The sequence below is a fragment of the Bacillus nitratireducens genome (assembly GCF_036320425.1).
In the GTDB taxonomy this organism is placed as follows: domain Bacteria; phylum Bacillota; class Bacilli; order Bacillales; family Bacillaceae_G; genus Bacillus_A; species Bacillus_A nitratireducens.
Genome location: NZ_JAUMJO010000021.1, coordinates 1 through 17258 on the forward strand (window position 1 = coordinate 1; position 17258 = coordinate 17258).

13 protein-coding genes and 7 pseudogenes are annotated in these 17258 nt (G+C 31.9%); 12 read left to right on the forward strand and 8 right to left on the reverse strand.

Features of this window, described 5'->3' with window-relative positions; genetic code table 11:
- Positions 1-763: 763 nt before the first annotated feature.
- The 5 genes and pseudogenes from Q3V31_RS31070 to catA form a co-directional block, all read left to right on the forward strand.
- Positions 764-941: pseudogene (locus tag Q3V31_RS31070) on the forward strand (IS6 family transposase); the annotation flags it as partial.
- Between the two features lie 123 nt (positions 942-1064).
- Complete coding sequence (locus tag Q3V31_RS29860) at positions 1065-4415, forward strand: trifunctional glycoside hydrolase family 18/polysaccharide deacetylase/glycosyltransferase family 2 protein (protein WP_090814420.1); 3351 nt, start codon at positions 1065-1067, stop codon at positions 4413-4415.
- A gap of 508 nt (positions 4416-4923) precedes the next feature.
- The gene (locus Q3V31_RS29865; RefSeq protein WP_000486589.1) at positions 4924-5148 is read left to right on the forward strand and encodes a hypothetical protein; all 225 of its coding nucleotides are present in this window, start codon (positions 4924-4926) and stop codon (positions 5146-5148) included.
- A gap of 144 nt (positions 5149-5292) precedes the next feature.
- Positions 5293-5499 (forward strand): annotated as a pseudogene (locus tag Q3V31_RS29870) (IS4 family transposase); the annotation flags it as partial.
- 360 nt (positions 5500-5859) lie between these two features.
- Positions 5860-6507: a type A chloramphenicol O-acetyltransferase gene (gene catA, locus Q3V31_RS29875; RefSeq protein ID WP_090814419.1), complete on the forward strand. Its 648-nt coding sequence runs from the start codon at positions 5860-5862 to the stop codon at positions 6505-6507.
- A gap of 306 nt (positions 6508-6813) precedes the next feature.
- On the opposite strand, the pseudogene Q3V31_RS29880 reads toward catA, so the two are convergent.
- Positions 6814-6972, reverse strand: a pseudogene (locus Q3V31_RS29880) (DDE-type integrase/transposase/recombinase); the annotation flags it as partial.
- A gap of 165 nt (positions 6973-7137) precedes the next feature.
- A pseudogene (locus Q3V31_RS29885) lies at positions 7138-7308 on the reverse strand (phosphatase PAP2 family protein); the annotation flags it as partial.
- Between Q3V31_RS29885 and Q3V31_RS29890 the strand changes: the two are divergent.
- Positions 7303-7443, forward strand: a pseudogene (locus Q3V31_RS29890) (IS6 family transposase); the annotation flags it as partial. The pseudogenes Q3V31_RS29885 and Q3V31_RS29890 sit on opposite strands and share 6 nt — an antisense overlap.
- Positions 7444-7479: 36 nt before the next feature.
- Here the strand turns inward: Q3V31_RS29890 and Q3V31_RS29895 are convergent.
- Positions 7480-7554, reverse strand: a pseudogene (locus Q3V31_RS29895) (helix-turn-helix domain-containing protein); the annotation flags it as partial.
- Between the two features lie 201 nt (positions 7555-7755).
- Entirely contained in the window at positions 7756-8097 is a 342-nt protein-coding gene (locus Q3V31_RS29900) for a YolD-like family protein (protein ID WP_090814418.1), read from the reverse strand.
- Between the two features lie 172 nt (positions 8098-8269).
- Here Q3V31_RS29900 and Q3V31_RS29905 point away from each other — a divergent pair.
- Positions 8270-8494, forward strand: a pseudogene (locus Q3V31_RS29905) (N-acetylmuramoyl-L-alanine amidase); the annotation flags it as partial.
- Positions 8495-8541: 47 nt separating this feature from the next.
- Here the strand turns inward: Q3V31_RS29905 and Q3V31_RS29910 are convergent.
- The 3 genes from Q3V31_RS29910 to Q3V31_RS29920 form a co-directional block, all read right to left on the reverse strand.
- Positions 8542-9042, reverse strand: coding sequence for a YxiF family protein (locus Q3V31_RS29910; protein ID WP_090814417.1), 501 nt, complete (start codon positions 9040-9042; stop codon positions 8542-8544).
- A 509-nt stretch (positions 9043-9551) separates the two neighbouring features.
- The gene (locus tag Q3V31_RS29915) at positions 9552-9830 is read right to left on the reverse strand and encodes a hypothetical protein (protein WP_090814427.1); all 279 of its coding nucleotides are present in this window, start codon (positions 9828-9830) and stop codon (positions 9552-9554) included.
- 279 nt (positions 9831-10109) lie between these two features.
- A complete protein-coding gene (locus tag Q3V31_RS29920; RefSeq protein ID WP_090814416.1) occupies positions 10110-10367 on the reverse strand; it encodes a hypothetical protein in 258 nt (85 codons plus the stop codon).
- A gap of 180 nt (positions 10368-10547) precedes the next feature.
- Here Q3V31_RS29920 and Q3V31_RS29925 point away from each other — a divergent pair, with 180 nt between their 5' ends.
- The 4 genes from Q3V31_RS29925 (at position 10548) to hepT (ending at position 13445) form a co-directional block, all read left to right on the forward strand.
- Positions 10548-11255: an IS6 family transposase gene (locus Q3V31_RS29925; protein WP_090814415.1), complete on the forward strand. Its 708-nt coding sequence runs from the start codon at positions 10548-10550 to the stop codon at positions 11253-11255.
- A gap of 384 nt (positions 11256-11639) precedes the next feature.
- A complete protein-coding gene (locus Q3V31_RS29930; RefSeq protein ID WP_016079464.1) occupies positions 11640-12335 on the forward strand; it encodes a CsxC family protein in 696 nt (231 codons plus the stop codon).
- Between the two features lie 299 nt (positions 12336-12634).
- Positions 12635-13042, forward strand: coding sequence for a type VII toxin-antitoxin system MntA family adenylyltransferase antitoxin (gene mntA, locus Q3V31_RS29935; protein ID WP_016130719.1), 408 nt, complete (start codon positions 12635-12637; stop codon positions 13040-13042).
- Positions 13032-13445, forward strand: a complete 414-nt coding sequence (hepT, locus tag Q3V31_RS29940) for a type VII toxin-antitoxin system HepT family RNase toxin (protein ID WP_000787539.1) — start codon at positions 13032-13034, stop codon at positions 13443-13445. The genes mntA and hepT overlap by 11 nt, the downstream gene beginning before the upstream one ends.
- A gap of 199 nt (positions 13446-13644) precedes the next feature.
- Here the strand turns inward: hepT and Q3V31_RS29945 are convergent, their stop codons facing one another.
- Positions 13645-14235 carry a TetR/AcrR family transcriptional regulator gene (locus Q3V31_RS29945; protein ID WP_016130718.1) on the reverse strand — a complete coding sequence of 197 codons (591 nt, stop codon included), beginning with the start codon at positions 14233-14235 and terminating at the stop codon, positions 13645-13647.
- Between the two features lie 1172 nt (positions 14236-15407).
- Here Q3V31_RS29945 and Q3V31_RS29950 point away from each other — a divergent pair.
- Positions 15408-17258, forward strand: a 1851-nt coding sequence (locus Q3V31_RS29950; protein ID WP_329767657.1) for a Cna B-type domain-containing protein, incomplete at its 3' end; no start/stop codon positions are given.

A 17258-nucleotide genomic window follows, 5' to 3' on the forward strand; every position in this document is an offset into this window, starting at 1 on the left:
GATAACTCTTGTTTTTGATGCATATTCATAAAAAGCACGTCACCCTTTCTCATTAACATAAGAAAATAGTAACGTGCTTTTAACTTCAAAAATAGTCTAAATCCTTAAGTTGATGGATGTGGGGTAGCACCACATCGCCATCAAGCTAAGAAAAGCAAATACCCCCAAAACGAAAAAATAAGCCGTTTCTTTCAAAAATACACGAAATTTTTATCCTGGGGGTGTTATAAAATTCTTAAGTTGATGGGCATGGCAAAAACACCCTAAATGAAAAATTCCCAATAAGTAAATGACAATACATATTTTATATAACCCAAAATATGATGTTTTTATAAAAAAGTTTAATCAAAATTTACTTAGAATTCTTTACGTGAAGGGATAAAGCATCGCATCTTTTTTAGAAACGTCGCAACTTTCTTAAGAACTTCGCGTCTTTATTCAAAATATCGTGATTTCATTTCAAAGCCAGAGTAAGAGTAGAAAAAATTTTAACGCTAGGGAATAATGAAGCTAAGTATTTTTATTTTTGGGACCTAGTTGGAAATATGTTCGAAGCGGCTTGGTCGGTGTGGGATGAAACTGTATAAAGAATATTGATATGTGAGGGTTTTACTGCTCGCGAATATTTTTACATATGAATCTATGAAAAAGTTGATGAAATTGTCAGCTTTTTATTTTTGAAAAAAATTGTTTATCTATTTTCATAAAAAAATATTTTTTTGACCCCCATAAAATTTTTATTTCCTCCGAATATGTATAGTGAAGAAAGCAATTAGGATTGAAATCATTTCGTACAGCTACCTTGATTTTGAGAGGTATCGAAGCCATGCATATGATGAAAAAAGGGCAACTTCACCAAAGGGCAAAGGGTGAAATCTGGCCAAAATGAGGTTGAAGTCATTCATAAGATATTTGGATTAGTCGTTTGGTCTCAAAGTTAACAGGAAATTACGGTTCTATATTCCTATTAAGCTATTTTCGCACTAAAACCCTAGAAGGTCTATCTATTAAAATAGTTTGCGTTTGTACTTAGAATAAAGAGAAAAGGAGTATGTAAAAATATAATGGAGAAAAAAATTCAACAAGAGAAAGATAAATCAAAACCCGTTTTTTATGATCCTAAAGGAAGAAGAAAAATAGCTTTCAGTTGGTTTCTATGTATCTCAATAGTTAGCATAAGTATTGTATTTTATTTTTTCTTTCGAAGTATTTTTTCAACGCCAGAAATTCCAAATATGAATCCTTCTGTAAAGCAAGATACTAAACTTGTGCCTATTAATCAAAAACTCAGCGACGAGCAGTTAAAGAAAGAAGAATTTAAACCTAATACCGAAATGAAAAACGATGAAAATTCGGCGAATTCAACGAACGATAGCAAACAATCTAAAGAAGTTTATGGTTTTTATGTAAACTGGGATGAAAATAGTACTGCTTCTTTAAAAGAAAATATCGATTCCTTAACCACGTTAGTACCAGAATGGTATCACTTAAAAGCAGACTTAACAGTTAGTAGTGAGATAAAACCTGAGATTGTGAAGTTAGCCAAAGAAAATCATGTAAAAATTATGCCTTTACTTACTAACTATACAGAGGAAGCTTCTGGTCCAGATAGTGAACTTATTCATAAGTTATTGAGTTCTCCAGATCATGTAAAGACAACGTTTATTAACGATTTAGTAAAGCAAGTTGAAAAGAATCAATTTTCAGGTATTAATATTGACTTTGAGGCAATACCTGAAAGCGATAGAGAAAACTTAACAAATTTCATGATAGAACTTACTACGGTCTTTCATAAACACCATTTGCTTGTTACACAAGATGTCCCTGCTAATGATAAGGCTTTTGATTATGGTGCGTTAGCCAAAGTAATAGATCGTATGATTGTAATGATGTATGACGAGCACTATGGAGCAGGGGTCCCAGGACCAATTGCTTCAAATAAATGGTTTGAACATACGCTCAATGAACTAGACATTCCGTCTGAGAAACTTATAGTCGCTTTCGGTAACTATGGATATGATTGGGAAGTAAATAGCAAAGAACCTGCGAAGTCTTTAACTTTCTCAGAAGTTATGACAATGGCTCAGGATTCAAATATAAAAATTCAATGGGATAACATTAGTGGAAACCCTTATTTTCGATATAAAACAGGAGAGACAGAACATACTGCTTGGTTCTTAGATGGTGTTACTCTTTATAATCAAGTAAAAATCGCAATGAACAACAATGCAAAGGGATTTGCGTTATGGAGACTAGGAGCAGAAGATCCTACTATATGGAAAGTATTAAAGAATCCTATTGAGGTACAAAAAAATCCTGATGCATTACATAAAATCGCTAGTTTAGATGAAGTAAATTATTCTGGACAAGGCGAAATTTTGCAGGTTGAGAATGAGAGACACAATGGATTGAGAGATTTTAAAGTAGACAAAAATGGTTATTTTACAGATGAAGTGTATCAATCACTGCCATCTGCATATGAAGTGCAACGATATGGAAAGCCAAAAGGCAAACAAGTAGCATTAACATTTGATGATGGACCAGATCCGAAATATACACCGGAAATTCTAGATATATTAAAAGAGTATAAAATAAAAGCTGCTTTTTTTGTACTTGGTGAAAATGCGCAATTAAATCCTAGTATTGTTAAAAGAATATACGATGAGGGGCATGAGATTGGCAATCATACCTTCAAGCATCCTAACGTCGCTGATACGTCTTTGCTACGTACAAAAGTGGAACTTAATACAACTCAGCGCCTAATCGAAGAAATAACTGGGCATTCTACGGTTTTATTTAGGCCACCGTATGAAGCAGATGCTAACCCGGATTCATCAAATGAAATACTGCCTATTTTGCGTGCGCAAAATATGAACTATACAATGGTGGCAGAAGAAGTTGATCCTGAGGATTGGGCGACTCCATCAACAAATGAATTAGTAAAGCGTACTCTTAATCCCATTTATAAGGGGGAGGGAAATGTTATTCTTCTCCATGATGCAGGAGGGAATCGTACCCATACGGTAGAGGCGCTGCCGATAATTATTAAAGACCTTAAAAAGAATGGATATAGTTTTGTAACAATTGCAGATTTAATGAATAAAGAACGAGATGAAGTTATGCCTCCCGTTTCTTCTGAGGATAAGCAATATTTACTTTACAATAAAGCTGTTTTTTCAGGAGCAGGATATTCTAAGCATATATTAACAACTATTTTTTATATTGCTATTGGATTAGGTATTTTCCGATTCCTATTTTTAATTTATTTTTCATTCAAGCAAAAAAAGAAAACAAAATCCCGTTTATTTGCTAATTCGTCTTATCAACCTTTCGTTAGTGTTGTGATAGCAGCATATAATGAAGAGAAGGTTATAGCTAAGACGATTCGCTCAATTTTGGATAGTAATTATAGAGAGTTTGAAGTTATTGTCGTTGATGACGGATCGAAAGATGATACGTCAAAAGTAATTCAAGAAACATTCTATAAACATCCTAGAGTTCGTTTAATTCAGAAAGAAAACAGCGGGAAATCATCGGCAATGAACTTAGGATTTCAAAAATCAACAGGAGAAATCATTGTCACTTTAGATGCGGATACAATTATTGCGCAAGACGCTATTTCTCTAATGATCAGACACTTTGAAGATCATAATGTAGCAGCAGTTTCAGGTAATGTCAAAGTGGGAAACAGACGGAACTTGTTAACTACTTGGCAACATGTTGAATATATTACAGGATTTAATTTAGAACGCAGAGCTTTTGATGAGTTAAATTGTATTACGGTAGTTCCTGGAGCTATTGGAGCATGGCGTAAAAAGAATGTAGTCGAATCTGGATATTTAAGCGAAGATACATTGGCAGAAGATACGGATCTTACTATTACATTTTTACGTGAAGGGCATAGAATCGTATATGAAGAAAAAGCGTATGCTTATACGGAGTCACCTGAAGATGTGAAAAGTCTTATTAAACAGCGATATCGTTGGTCATATGGTACACTCCAATGTCTTTGGAAACATCGAAAAGCATTGTTTAATGCAAAACATAAAACATTAGGATTTATTGCATTGCCTAACATGTGGTTATTCCAATATGTTCTGCAATTTATTGCTCCTTTAGCAGATATATTAATGATTATGGGGCTATTTGGTAGCAATCCGCTAAAAGTTTTAGGATTTTATTTTGTATTCTTTTTAATGGATCTTCTCGCTTCTCTGTTTGCATTTAAATTAGAGAAAGAGAATCCTAAACCACTAGTATGGTTAATTTTACAACGCTTTATTTATCGTCAATTTATGACTTATGTTGTAATTAAATCTATATTTTCATCCATTCGAGGGGTAGCGGTAGGATGGAATAAACTAAAGAGAATGGGAAGTGTTGAGCATTCCCCTGAACATAAGGAGGCATCATAAGAGAGCAGATAATCTGCTCTCTTTTTGTTAAAAGGACTCACCATATCAAAAAAAGAAAATTGTTTGAACTTGTAGTATAAAATACAATTCTGTTAGGAATATATGCGTTTTACTGATTTTCATTCTATCTTTGCACCAGAACCTCTAATAATCTATACTGGTTGTTTAGAAAAAGAAGAAGGTTTCTTCTGAAACTGACCTTTCCTAACCTTAAGTTGATGGATGTGGGGTAGCACCACATCGTCATCAAGCTAAAATTTTATAGTACCCCCAAAACGAGAAAATTGGCATCTCCAGGTGAAAATATACATTTTTTGTTTTGGGGCAACTAGTTTCATTAGCTTGATGGGCATATTGGTGGAACCCCGAAATGGACATTTGAATAGATAATGCCTTCCTTAAAATAACCTTAATTAAAACACAGTTTTGATAATATATGGAAAATAAATGGTGCAATTTTCTGGTATGACCTAAATAAAATTTATTTTAGAAAAGGGGTAGAAGGGAAATGTTCCAGAAGTTCAAGTTTTATTTAATGAGCATTTTAATTAGTTCAATGTTAGGCGGAATTATTATAGGTGCTAATTTCTTGGTCCATAACATATATAATTTAGTTGCAGGTAAAGAATATCATTTTAATATGTGGTCTTCTATTATTATATTTAGTGTTGTATTTATTTCGGGTTTCTCGTACGCGTTGAAGAAGGGGCCAGATATATTTGTTAATGATTAAACCAATAGCAATTATTGTAGGCGCCGCCGTGATCTGGGTGGCGTCTTGTTTGTTGTTAAGGAAAGATAACAAAACTAAATTTCCTTAAAATGAAAAAAAACGCTATTCTTTCTGTAGAATCATAGGAAAGGATGGCGTTTTTGTATGTCTATTTCTGTATCTGATGAATTACAACTATTTGCTCAAGAAATTCAGAACTTCTTATCTCCAAATTTCTTACGAGATCTTGCTAGAGATGTTGGTTTTGTACAGTGAACCTGTAAGTACCAAGCAAAAGACTTAGTAGCTTGATGTGTATGGATTAGTCAAAATGTCGCTAATACCTCTTTAACTCAGTTATGTAGCCGTTTAATAATTATTTCTAATTTGTTATAAGCCGAAAAGCGTTTCTATCCCTTTTATCGTACGTGAGGCATGACGAATATTTTGAAATGTGGATTTAAAATAAAGTTCGATGATTTATAAAAAAGTCTGATCATTTATAATAAAGAATGATAATTTGTAAAAAAGTTTGATAAAAAGAACTATTTTGTAGAGTATTTCTTTGTTCAACAATCGGTCCAGATTATGGAAGAACGTCTGTTGACTCTAATTAGAGATACTTGATAATATAGTGGCATGAAATTGTATATAAAAAAGGATGACTGTCATGAAAAAAGCAGTGAAAATAGCCTCCTGAGATAAAATTAAGTATTTTAGGAGGCGTTGAATTTGAAATTCAATATTATTAATCGTGACAATTGGTATCGAAAAGAATACTTTGAACACTATTTACAACAACAAACAACATTCAGTCTTACGAATGAAATTAATATTACTATTCTTATGAAAAACTTAAAGAAAAAGAATTACAAGTTATATCCTGCGTTTATTTTTATGGTTACAAAAATAGTTAATTCTTACAGAGAATTTAGAACTAGTTGTAACTCTGAAGGTAATTTAGGTTATTGGACAGAGATTTTCCCTTCCTATACAATTTTTGATAAGAAGACGCACACATTTTCTAGCATCTGGTCACCAAATTTCGCTAATTTTTCTGAGTTTCATTCTCAATATGAAAAGGATGTAGAAAAATACAATGGTACAGGTAGTTTATTTCCAAAAATACCTATACCAGATAATAATATTCCGATATCTATGATTCCTTGGAGCTCTTTTACAGCATTTAATTTAAATATTAATAATGGTGGAGATTTTTTCTTACCAATAATAACTGGAGGGAAATATTCACAAGTAAATGATGAATTATTCCTACCTGTCTCATTGCAAATTCATCATGCTGTTTGTGATGGTTATCACGCAAGTGTTTTTATGAATGATCTACAAAAACTTGCTGATGAAAGTACGGACTGGATCTAGTTGTTCATTGGGGAAAATATCTATATGGGGAACTGTTAAATCAGTTCCTTTCTTTATAGAAATACACCAAAGTTTGTGAATAAATGTATTTAAAGTAACGGGGGCTTTTCTTCAATAATAGGGTGCTTTAATTGAGCGGGGATTACAAGAATTATCAAACTTTTTTATAAAAGAATGATTCAATTGAAAATAGAAAAGCGTCTTTCGATCAATCTTTTTTCAAAACACGCTTTTTCTATTTGCCTATTTTATCAAGGTTTATTAAGTTAATTTAATCAAACTTTATTCCAAAGCAACATGAAATCCTATGGAACGAGCGAAACGGCGCTTCACGTGTCGATGATCTTGCTCAATGAAATTATTGAGATATTTTGTTGTACGATGAAAGGTATTTTTGTAAAAGTCTATGCTCTGTAATTTTTTTAATGCACAAATTAAAGAAGGGACTTTATCTGTAGTCAGAACCAATGAAACACCCATCGATTATAGAGAGAGCATTTTTCAATATGTACTAACTTATTAAAGATTGAGTAACTATTTTTCTGTTACTTGACTATTATCCTGTTTAATTACCCAATGCGAATGTTAGTAATTGCTCATCAGATCCGACTCTTTTTAATATTTGTAAAGCTAGTTTTTCCCTTGAAAAATAGGTTTTTTAATTAATGAAGTAACAGGACGTATGTTAAATACAACATACTGCGTAAATAATGCTATTAATAATCCATGTACACATCTTGCAATTACATCAAATGGATAATGTACTCCTACCCATATCCTAGAAAAAACTATACCAAGCGCTGTTTCAAGAAAGCCTTGGCTTTTTCGTACATTTCTAAGCCTCGCGTGATAACAGTAGATAAGAATCCGTCCTATCGTGTAGCGATTAAAGCGTTGAAAAAAGAGAAGCATATGCCTGAAGGTATAAATATTAAATAAATCAGATATAACAATGATATAGTGGAACAAGATCATCGTTTTATTGGTTAGGGTCGCTTGTGCTTTATTTGGATAGATACGAAATTTATATGCTTTATTGATCATCATTCGTTTCACCTCCATTTCGATATGTGTCTATTGTATAACAAACATACATTCGATAGGTAGTGAAGTAACCGTTTATGTATGTCGAACAATTAAGATGGCTTCCTGCCATCCCTTGTCCGAAGCCAATTCATCTCCCACCTACTCACTTCGCGTTCCTTGAGGAAGGAGTCTTCTTGGCTAAAATGATAAATAGTATGTTTTTTATCTCAAATCAATTATATCTATAAATTCAAGGGAAATTCTGTTATAAGATGCATCAGTGCAAGTTATTAAATTCTTTATCGGATTTATGTCAGTTACAGTCACATATCTAGTGAGCAAATGACCATCTCTATAATAAGTAATCAATATCTTCTCTTCAGAAAGAAATGAACATAGTAACTTGTTTTCAATAATTTCTTGTTCGTCTTGAGTTAATGTAGGGCGCTCCACTTTTGTTTGTTTTTTAACAATCTTACCAATACCGATGAATTTATTCGGTATTGAAGCGAATGGAGTCCGCTTAACCATTCCTATTCCTTTTGGCATATGTGTATAGTTCATGCTGTATATCCCCCTAATTACTAGTAATTAATTCATCATTATATCATGTTTTAAATATATTCGGATTGTTTATGTAATTATAAAATAAGTTTTTAGAGGTTTTGGCTCCATATAAAGTTAAACCAATTTAACTAAGCATGATTTATATATATAATAGGAGAAATTACTGTGGAGTCCCTTTGTAGGTAACCATGTTGTTGCTAAGGTTAATAATCTACGTTTCAATAATACCCTGCTTGGCAAGATAAAGATGTTGCTGGCTCTGTAGATATAGGATTAGGATTCATGATTGATGCGAAAGTAAGTGTCAATGGCTCACCACAATATAAAGTTACAGAATAGCAAAGGTAAAACATACTATGTAACAGCAGATGAAGCCTATGTGTATGTGAAATAGTAGACAAAACCACCTATCCAAAAGGTGGTTTTGTCTATTTTCATAATTTAGATTTTCGTTAATCCCCACATACTGAATTCATAATGATATTCTGTTCTCTCAATACATACGCCGAATTCTAAATCATCACCAACTAATACAAAATCCGCATACCCAGTTAGAAATCTTGATATGGTTGATAACTCTTCTAAGTTATCAAATACTTCAGCAATGTTCAGCTTAACTGCTTCAAATTTACCACCCTTAGAGAAAAAGAGTCTCCCTTGATTAACTGGAAATTTAATAGTTTTAGCTGTTTCTTTTAACAGTGTTATTGATAGTCTTCTATTTTCTTCATAATTAGTGCTACCAAAAATTTTAATGTTTGAATTTTTTTCTAGCGTATTAAATAATTCTTTACAAAATAAATCATTAGATTCTGCATCCATAAATGAGTCCATAGAAATCGTAACAATATTAGAAAGTTCGTCTAACAGTTCTTTTCTACTAGCGTTTCTTTTTACTTTTATTTTTAGAATTTCGATTCGGCTTTTATTCATATTACTCAAAAATTTTCATACCTTTAAGGTTCTATCAGTTTGTCCTCCTACATATCTTGATCCTTTTTCGAGGAGGGTCTAATATTATTTATTATTGTTTAATATATTCTGAAGAGATTGTTCTACCTTATACATTTCACCTAATATAGGATTATCATAATCACTGCAAGAGTTGAGATATGCTCTAACTCCACCAAAAATCTTGAACTCTAATCTAGATAGTGAAGAAAGTTCTTTAGTTTCTAAAACGGTTACAGATGTTTTGTAACGTTTAATTATATCATCAATCATTTTTTTCTTTTAACTTCATTTTCTTTTTCAAGATTTTTAATAATATTGTTCATTTGTTTTTTTTATTCGGTAATATTTTGATTATGTATTAGTATATAAATACCTCCATTTCAAACCAAATGCATCCGTACAATACAAAGTGCTAAACATAATATGTAAATGCAAATGAAGCCTATGTCTATGTGAATTGAGGTAAAAAAAGTTCTCTCAACCGAGAAACTTTTTATTTATCTCCAACGCCATTCTATTTCATTCGAACCAAAGTAAACAGCAGGTATGCCAATTCCTTCTAATTGGTTATTTTTTGATATAAACCAATTGTTTTCATCCCTAAAAAATGGATTTACATTATCTAACGATGGATTATTTTCATCTACCATTTTGTTAAGAAAATCTTTAAAATTAGAAATATTATCGGTGAATTTAATATCCCCGTACATCCAAAAGCCATCACCATTTTCATTGGAAATATCACCTAAATGTATGTCTTTAAAGTATAGTTTCATAGCGGATATTCCTCTCATTCCTTAATGTTAAAGTATTTACTAGGAATTTCTCCTCTTATAAGGTATTCAGTATCTCTTTTAGTCCAATTTAAAGCAAGGTTTTTCCAGTGCTCTGTTGTTGCTAAGGTTAATAATCTACGTTTCAATTATACCCTTTTTGGCAGGGGATAGATGTTACTGTAAATGAAGTCTATGTATACGTCTAATAACCTAGTAGCAGTATGAAAAAGAAACCGGCTCTTTATTTGATCCAGTTTTTTTGTAAACTCGTTTGTTGTGCTATACTCCGTATGTCATTTCTTCCAAAAATTCTCCGCCATTTCTCAGGCATATTACTAGCCTAGAAATCGCACAATTAAAATAATGCTTTCTTGTTCCGATTGATTCTTCTGGAACAGGTTCTAAATCATAAAACATTTCCTCTTTTTTATGAAAATACATTTTCCCAACTTTTTCTGGTGATTCAGATGGATAATATTGATATACAATTATTTCCTCGTCTTCAAATTCTTTATTCATTGTTATATGGATTGCCATAGTGTATCTCCTCCATTTTTATTCTGCATCTATATCAGGTATTTTCCAAGGGCGACCGGATCTTAAAGTTGTATCATATGCTGTTTTAGGTTCTGGTGCAAAAACTTAGGGACAACTGCAATGAATCTATAAATCTTGGACATACTGTTACTATTACTTTAGAAAGGGTGCGTGATTGGTATGAAAAAGGAAAATGTATTCAAATGGAGGCATTATCAGCCTGATATTATTTTGTTAACGGTAAGATGGTACCTACGGTACAACCTCAGTTTTCGTGATTTGGTGGAAATGCTAGAAGAACGGGGTTTATCCATTTCTCATACAACGATTATGCGTTGGGTACACCAGTATGGTCCTGAATTGGACAAACGAATCCGACTTCACCTCAAACAAACAAATGACTCTTGGAGAGTCGATGAAACATATATCAAAGTAAAAGATCAATGGATGTACCTGTATCGTGCTGTTGATTCGAAAGGAAACACAATTGATTTTTTCCTAAACAAAACAAGAGACCAAAAGGCTGCAAAGCGCTTTTTCAAGAAAGCTTTGCGGTCTTTTCATGTTTCAAAGCCACGTGTTATAACAGTCGATAAGAACAAGGCTTATCCTATAGCAATTGAACAGTTGAAAAAAGAAAAAAGCATACCTGATGGTATGCAACCTAGACAACAAAAGTACTTGAATAACATAGTAGAACAAGATTATCGCTTTATAAAGAAGCGAATCCGTTCTATGCTAGGGCTCAAATGTTTTGACACAGCTACATCCATTCTTTCTGGAGTAGAAGCTATGCATATGATTAAAAAAGAACAGATTGATTTACGGGACCAGTCTATCCAAAACCAGAAAAAATTCATCCATCAATTGTTTGGACTGGTAGCATAAGATACGATTCCGTTAGAAATATATGCGATTTATTCTCTTTTATTTTATTTTTGCACCAGAACCTTTGATTTCATCATAAAAGAAATCGAAAGACTCCAAAATAAAAAACTCAGATATTTCTTTTTATAAATCTTATTAGCACAAAATTTATTTTTATTTTATATACGGATAACGAAATCTAATAGAGGAATATACCTCATAAGAGCATCTCCTATTAATAAAATACTGATAATCATAGATTATTGTCTGTAGTTCATCAATAAATTTCGATAAATAAATTTAAAAAACTAGTATACATGCTCATACACAAATGAAAAAAACGAATATATTAACATTGAATAGTTTTAAAAATCTAAAGTAATTTCAAAAAGGAGATTAGATAATATGAGCGAACAATGTCCAATTAATGTACCTTGTCAGGTAGACGGACAAACTCAAACACCATTAAGTGATGCAGCAGCAACACCAATTCTTACTCCAGGAGCACCAATTGTAAAAATACCAGTTGTATTAGCAGAAAGAACAATTCAAATTGTTGTAGAATCTGATATTTCATTAGATCCTCCGGCAACTGAGATTAAACGTGTGTTAAAAAATGCATTTTTAACACAATGTAAGTTAGTTCCTGTAGCATTCACTCCAGTAGAAGGTACAAATTACCGCCGAGTTACAAGAGCGAAATTATTTGTACAAGGATATATTCGTAAAAATATTGAATATGCAAATGACGAGTGTAATGGAGTTCTATATGACCGCATTGCTAATGTTCCATTTTCTGGTTTTGCTGATTTAACAGCAGGTGATTTTCTATCACAAGCTATAGTAGCTGCTTCCTCAGATACTACTTCTCACTTTATTAATCCTAAAAATGGTGATTTACCACGTTTAGACAAATACTTCTTCGAAAATACAGTTTTTTATAACGAACAACCATATTGCGAATTAGTCAGTGCTCAATTTTTCGAATTAGACTTTTCCCCTTGTCCAACAGAATTAAACGAGCCATTTGATACTCTTCGTGAAAAAATTGTACTAGATCTTACTTTAAAAGTTTTACAAGTACAACAAGTACAAGTTTAAAAATAAAGAAGTACTCATTTTGAGTGCTTCTTTATTTTATACATTTGTAAATAAGAGCCCTTCTTATTGTTCAAAATTAACCTACTTAAAAAGAAAACTATAAAATAAAGTTGGATTATTTTTGAATTTCTTATTAAACTATCCTGCCCCGTTTGTTTAAGTGTATTTATTCACTAGTTTTATTTAATTTAGTTAAATAAAAAAAGCCTTAATTTTGTTTAGGTATTTGTAGTAGTTTAAAGGATTTTGGAATGGTTATGCTATAATAAAATTCAAGTATACTAAGGGGGATTAATTAAATGATTTTTCAAAGCATGATAACAGCTATTATAGAAAAATTACAAGAGACGGTGAATCCCTATTGGATAATTGTGTTTGGATCAACGGCTGAGAACAGAGAACGAGAAGATAGTGATATTGATATAGCTTATTTAAGTGACACAACTTTAGGGAACTATGAACGTTTTTTATTAGCACAGGAGTTAGCTAACATTGTTCATAAAGATGTTGATTTAGTTGATTTATCGGAAGCTTCTACAGTTTTTCAAGCTCAGATTATACATACAGGAAAGACGATATTTTGTTCGGATGAAGAACGTAAGGTTGTTTTTGAAATGAAAACCTTAAAAATGTATTCAAAATTGAATGAGGAGCGCCAGATAGTATTTGATGATATAAAGAAAAGAGGTTCTATATATGAAGAATGAGGTTATTTTAAATAAAATTTCTACAATAGAGCGTTGTATAAAAAGAATCCAAGATGTGTATGGAAATGACCCTGAAAATTTAGAGGATTTTACAAAGCAAGATTCAATAATATTGAATATACAAAGAGCTTGTGAAGCGAGTATTGATTTAGCAATGCATATTGTTGCTGGGAAAAAACTAGGACTACCTCAATCTAGTCGAGAGGCTTTTGATTTATTGGTTACAGCAGGATTAATTAGCGCAGAGCTAGCAAATAAGTTAAAGGCGATGGTTGGATTTCGTAATATTGCTGTTCATGATTATCAAAGTGTAAATTTAGATATTGTTCGTCAAATTATTGAAAAGCATTTAACCGATTTTAAACTATTTACGAAGGAAGTTATGGGGATATTGGAATTTTAGGGGAAAGAACAGAATAATAAAATAGTCAGAACCAAAGGTGAATTGAATATAAAGGTGCTGAACGAAAGGTATAATTGAATAAATTAGAGGATCAGTAAAGTATGAAATAAACATAAAATAAACCAGCTGCAAGAAAGCTATGCTTGTAGCTGGTTTATTTTTAAATGTGTTTTTTAAAATATATATGTTGTGTCTCTTTTTACTTTGAATATGAATTAAGAAGTTGTCTTATTTGTTCTAGAAAATAATGATGGTGTATATTATTTTTTGATACTCGACTAGCCATAATAGCTCCCTGCATAGAAGAAGAAAGAAAAGAAGCAAGTGATAAAACATCTATATCATCAGTAAATTCCCTTTTTTCTATTCCATCTCTAATAAGAGACTCCATTAGTATTACTGTATTATCATATCCCTTTGCTGCTGCCTTATGTAACTCAGGAAAGACATCTGTACTTTCAATTGCAAGATTAAGTAAAGGACACCCACCAGGTATTGGAGGGTTGTTGGCTGCATCTTGGTATACAAGGAAAATGGCAATGATTTTATCAATGACTTTCTCTTTATTTTCTATAGCTTCATAAAAATGTCTCCATATGATCTCTCCACCTTTATGAAATGCAGCCAATGCAATTTCTTCTTTACTTTTAAATCGGCGATAAATAGCACCTTTAGGCAGAGAAGTAGCATCCATTATATCTTGAATTGATGTACGGGAAATCCCTTGCGTATTAAATAGATATAAAGATTTTTCAATTATTTTTTCTTTTATCTTATCTACCTTAGCCATAATAATTAATGTCCCTCTCAAAATTAAAATTCAGAATTATCAATCTTTTATATCCTGGATTTTTTCTATACTCTTAAAAATAGATTTTTTACATTATTTGTTGTTATATAAGTTTACTCTAAAGTGATAAATGTAAAGTAAGTCATAAGTTTTTTGTTTCACTCATACTACAAGAATCAAATGTTACTTACATATTATTATATACATATTTATTTAAAGCAAGTGATAAGTTTGTAAATATATTTGTTTCTGCATTGGATACTCATATATAATATGGTATGTATATTTATGCCAATCATATTATTTTATAGTTTAATAAAAAAGTACTTAGAAACAAAGGGGAATATATGATTATACCCGGATTATTCGGCCTGTTTGTGTAATTGTGATCATTATAATTTAAATTATTTAAGCCTTCATAAGTAATTATAGTGGAAAGAAATTTTTTAATGTATGTATAACCTTTTATATGCTGAGTATCTATTGGTAGCCATAGTTAATTCAAATGTATTTTAATGAAACATGTTGGAATAATGTTGGAATAATGTTGGAATGGTGTTGTGATAGTGTAGAATAAATGATAGAATCAAAAGGATGGAATTGAAAAAGATTTGATTGTAACTGTTAATCATTAGAGAAAACAGCTAAAGGAGATATAAGAACCAATTCTATAAGCGATGTAAAACTAAAGAATTTTAAAAACAAAAACGGACCGAACGGTTCGGTTTGGTAACTGTTACAAATGAATAATATTATAATAGCGTAGAATAAATGGTTGAATCAAAATGATGAAGTTGGAAAAACTTCATGTGAAATTTAGGGATAAATAATATTAGGCCCCTTGCTACTATAACTAGTTTATATCATTGGTTTTATATTAGAATAGTTAGAAATAGGCTAATAACACCTCTCTAATTAATTAGAGAGGTGTTATCTCTTTTAGGGGAGAAGTTGTCTATACAATTATATAAAATTAACTAACTCAATATATTGAATTAATAATCTAGAATATTATTAATTACAAGGTAAGGAAAAACTTTTTTTAAATATTTCTATTTTTAAAAAGAAGCTTATATAAAAAAATTGTTGCAATATTTTTAAGGAGGTGGGTATAGGTTTATTCGAATGTTGTAACGAGGAGTAAAAATTTCATAATGATAATAGGAGGAAACATGAATATTAATTTTAAAAAATGGCTTTCAACTTTTTTAATTTTTATGGTTGTTATGACCCAAAGTTTAATACCAACAATCGCTAAGGCGCAAGAATTAAATACAGCAGGACTTGTGGATAGTTTTCAGATTGGTAAAACAAATCTAAGTACCACAGAACGGACTAAAGTAACTGTAAACTTCAGTGAAAAAGATGGACTTAGTCTGAAGCCTGGAGACACACTAACATTAACACTGCCTCCAGAATTAAAAGGATTAGATAGAGAGTTTCCATTAGATGACTATGGTACTTGTAAAGTTACAGCAGGTACTGTGGTATGTACATTTAATGATAAAGTGAGTAACTATGAAAATATCCAAGGGTATTTAAACTTTTTCGTGGAAGCTACTAATGTAGGAACGGATCAAAAGAAAGAGATTGAAACCAATTTCGGTACAACTGTAGATAAGCAGTCTGTAACAATTACCGGTCCAAGTAGTGGTGGTGGCACAGATCCTGGAAAGCAACCGTTTTTTTATAAAACTGGTGATATGAACTCAGGTAAGGACAATGAAGTACGTTGGTTCTTGAATATAAATTTAAATAAAGAAGAGTTAAGTCGTGATATTGTTGTGACTGATAATTTACAGGAAGGTCAAACACTTAATAAGGATAGTTTCTATATAAGTGTAGATAATTATCTAGGTAATCGATATTTAACGCTACAAGAGTTTGAAAAGCAAGGTTACGGAACGATTACCTTTACTGGTGACAGATCATTTAAAGTTGTGCTTAATAAGGATAAAGCACGTCTTGCCGCCTTTTCGATTGGTTATACATCTACTATAACGGAAGCCGGAAAGAAGCAAGAGTTTTTTAAGAATGATTATACGATTGATTACCAAGTTTGGAACAAAGAGCCAGTTAATGAATCGGGCAGTTACCCAGTCGAAAATATGGAAGCTGGCGGTGGTGCTACCGGTAACAAGGTTCCAAAAGGAAAGCTGAAAATTGTTAAACATATTGAAGGAAATAAAGAAAAAGTAATCCCGAATGTTTCGTTTAAGTTGTATAAAGAGTCTGGTGAACAAGTTGGGGGCGAATATAAAACAAATGAAAAAGGGATAGTTGAAACTCCTCAATTATCACCAGGTAAATATTATGTACAAGAGGTTTCAGCTCCAGACTATATTGATTTCGATCCTCAGAAAAAAGTAGAGTTTGAAATAAAATCAGATGATGAAAATGGAGTCGAACTAGATATTCCAAATAAAGTGAAAACTACATCTGTTTCAGGAACGAAGATGTGGAATGACAACAACAACAAGTTTGGTAAACGCCCAGAAAGCATCACAGTTCAATTGCTTCAAAATGGTAAAGAGTTCAAAACAGAAGAAGTGAAAGCTGATAAAGAAGGCAACTGGAATTTCAGCTTCAAAGACCTACCAAAGTACGATGAACAAGGAAATGAGTTCAAGTACACAGTAAGTGAAGTAAAAGTGAAAGACTATGAAACAAAAGTAGAAGGAACAACGATTACGAACACTTACAAGAATACGGACAAAACAGAACTAAGTGGTAAAAAAGTCTGGGAAGACTACAACAACAAGTTCAACACACGCCCAGAAAGCATCACAGTTCAATTGCTTCAAAATGGTAAAGAGTTCAAAACAGAAGAAGTGAAAGCTGATAAAGAAGGCAACTGGAATTTCAGCTTCAAAGACCTACCAAAGTACGATGAACAAGGAAATGAGTTCAAGTACACAGTAAGTGAAGTAAAAGTGAAAGACTATGAAACAAAAGTAGAAGGAACAACGATTACGAACACTTACAAGAATACGGACAAAACAGAACTAAGTGGTAAAAAAGTC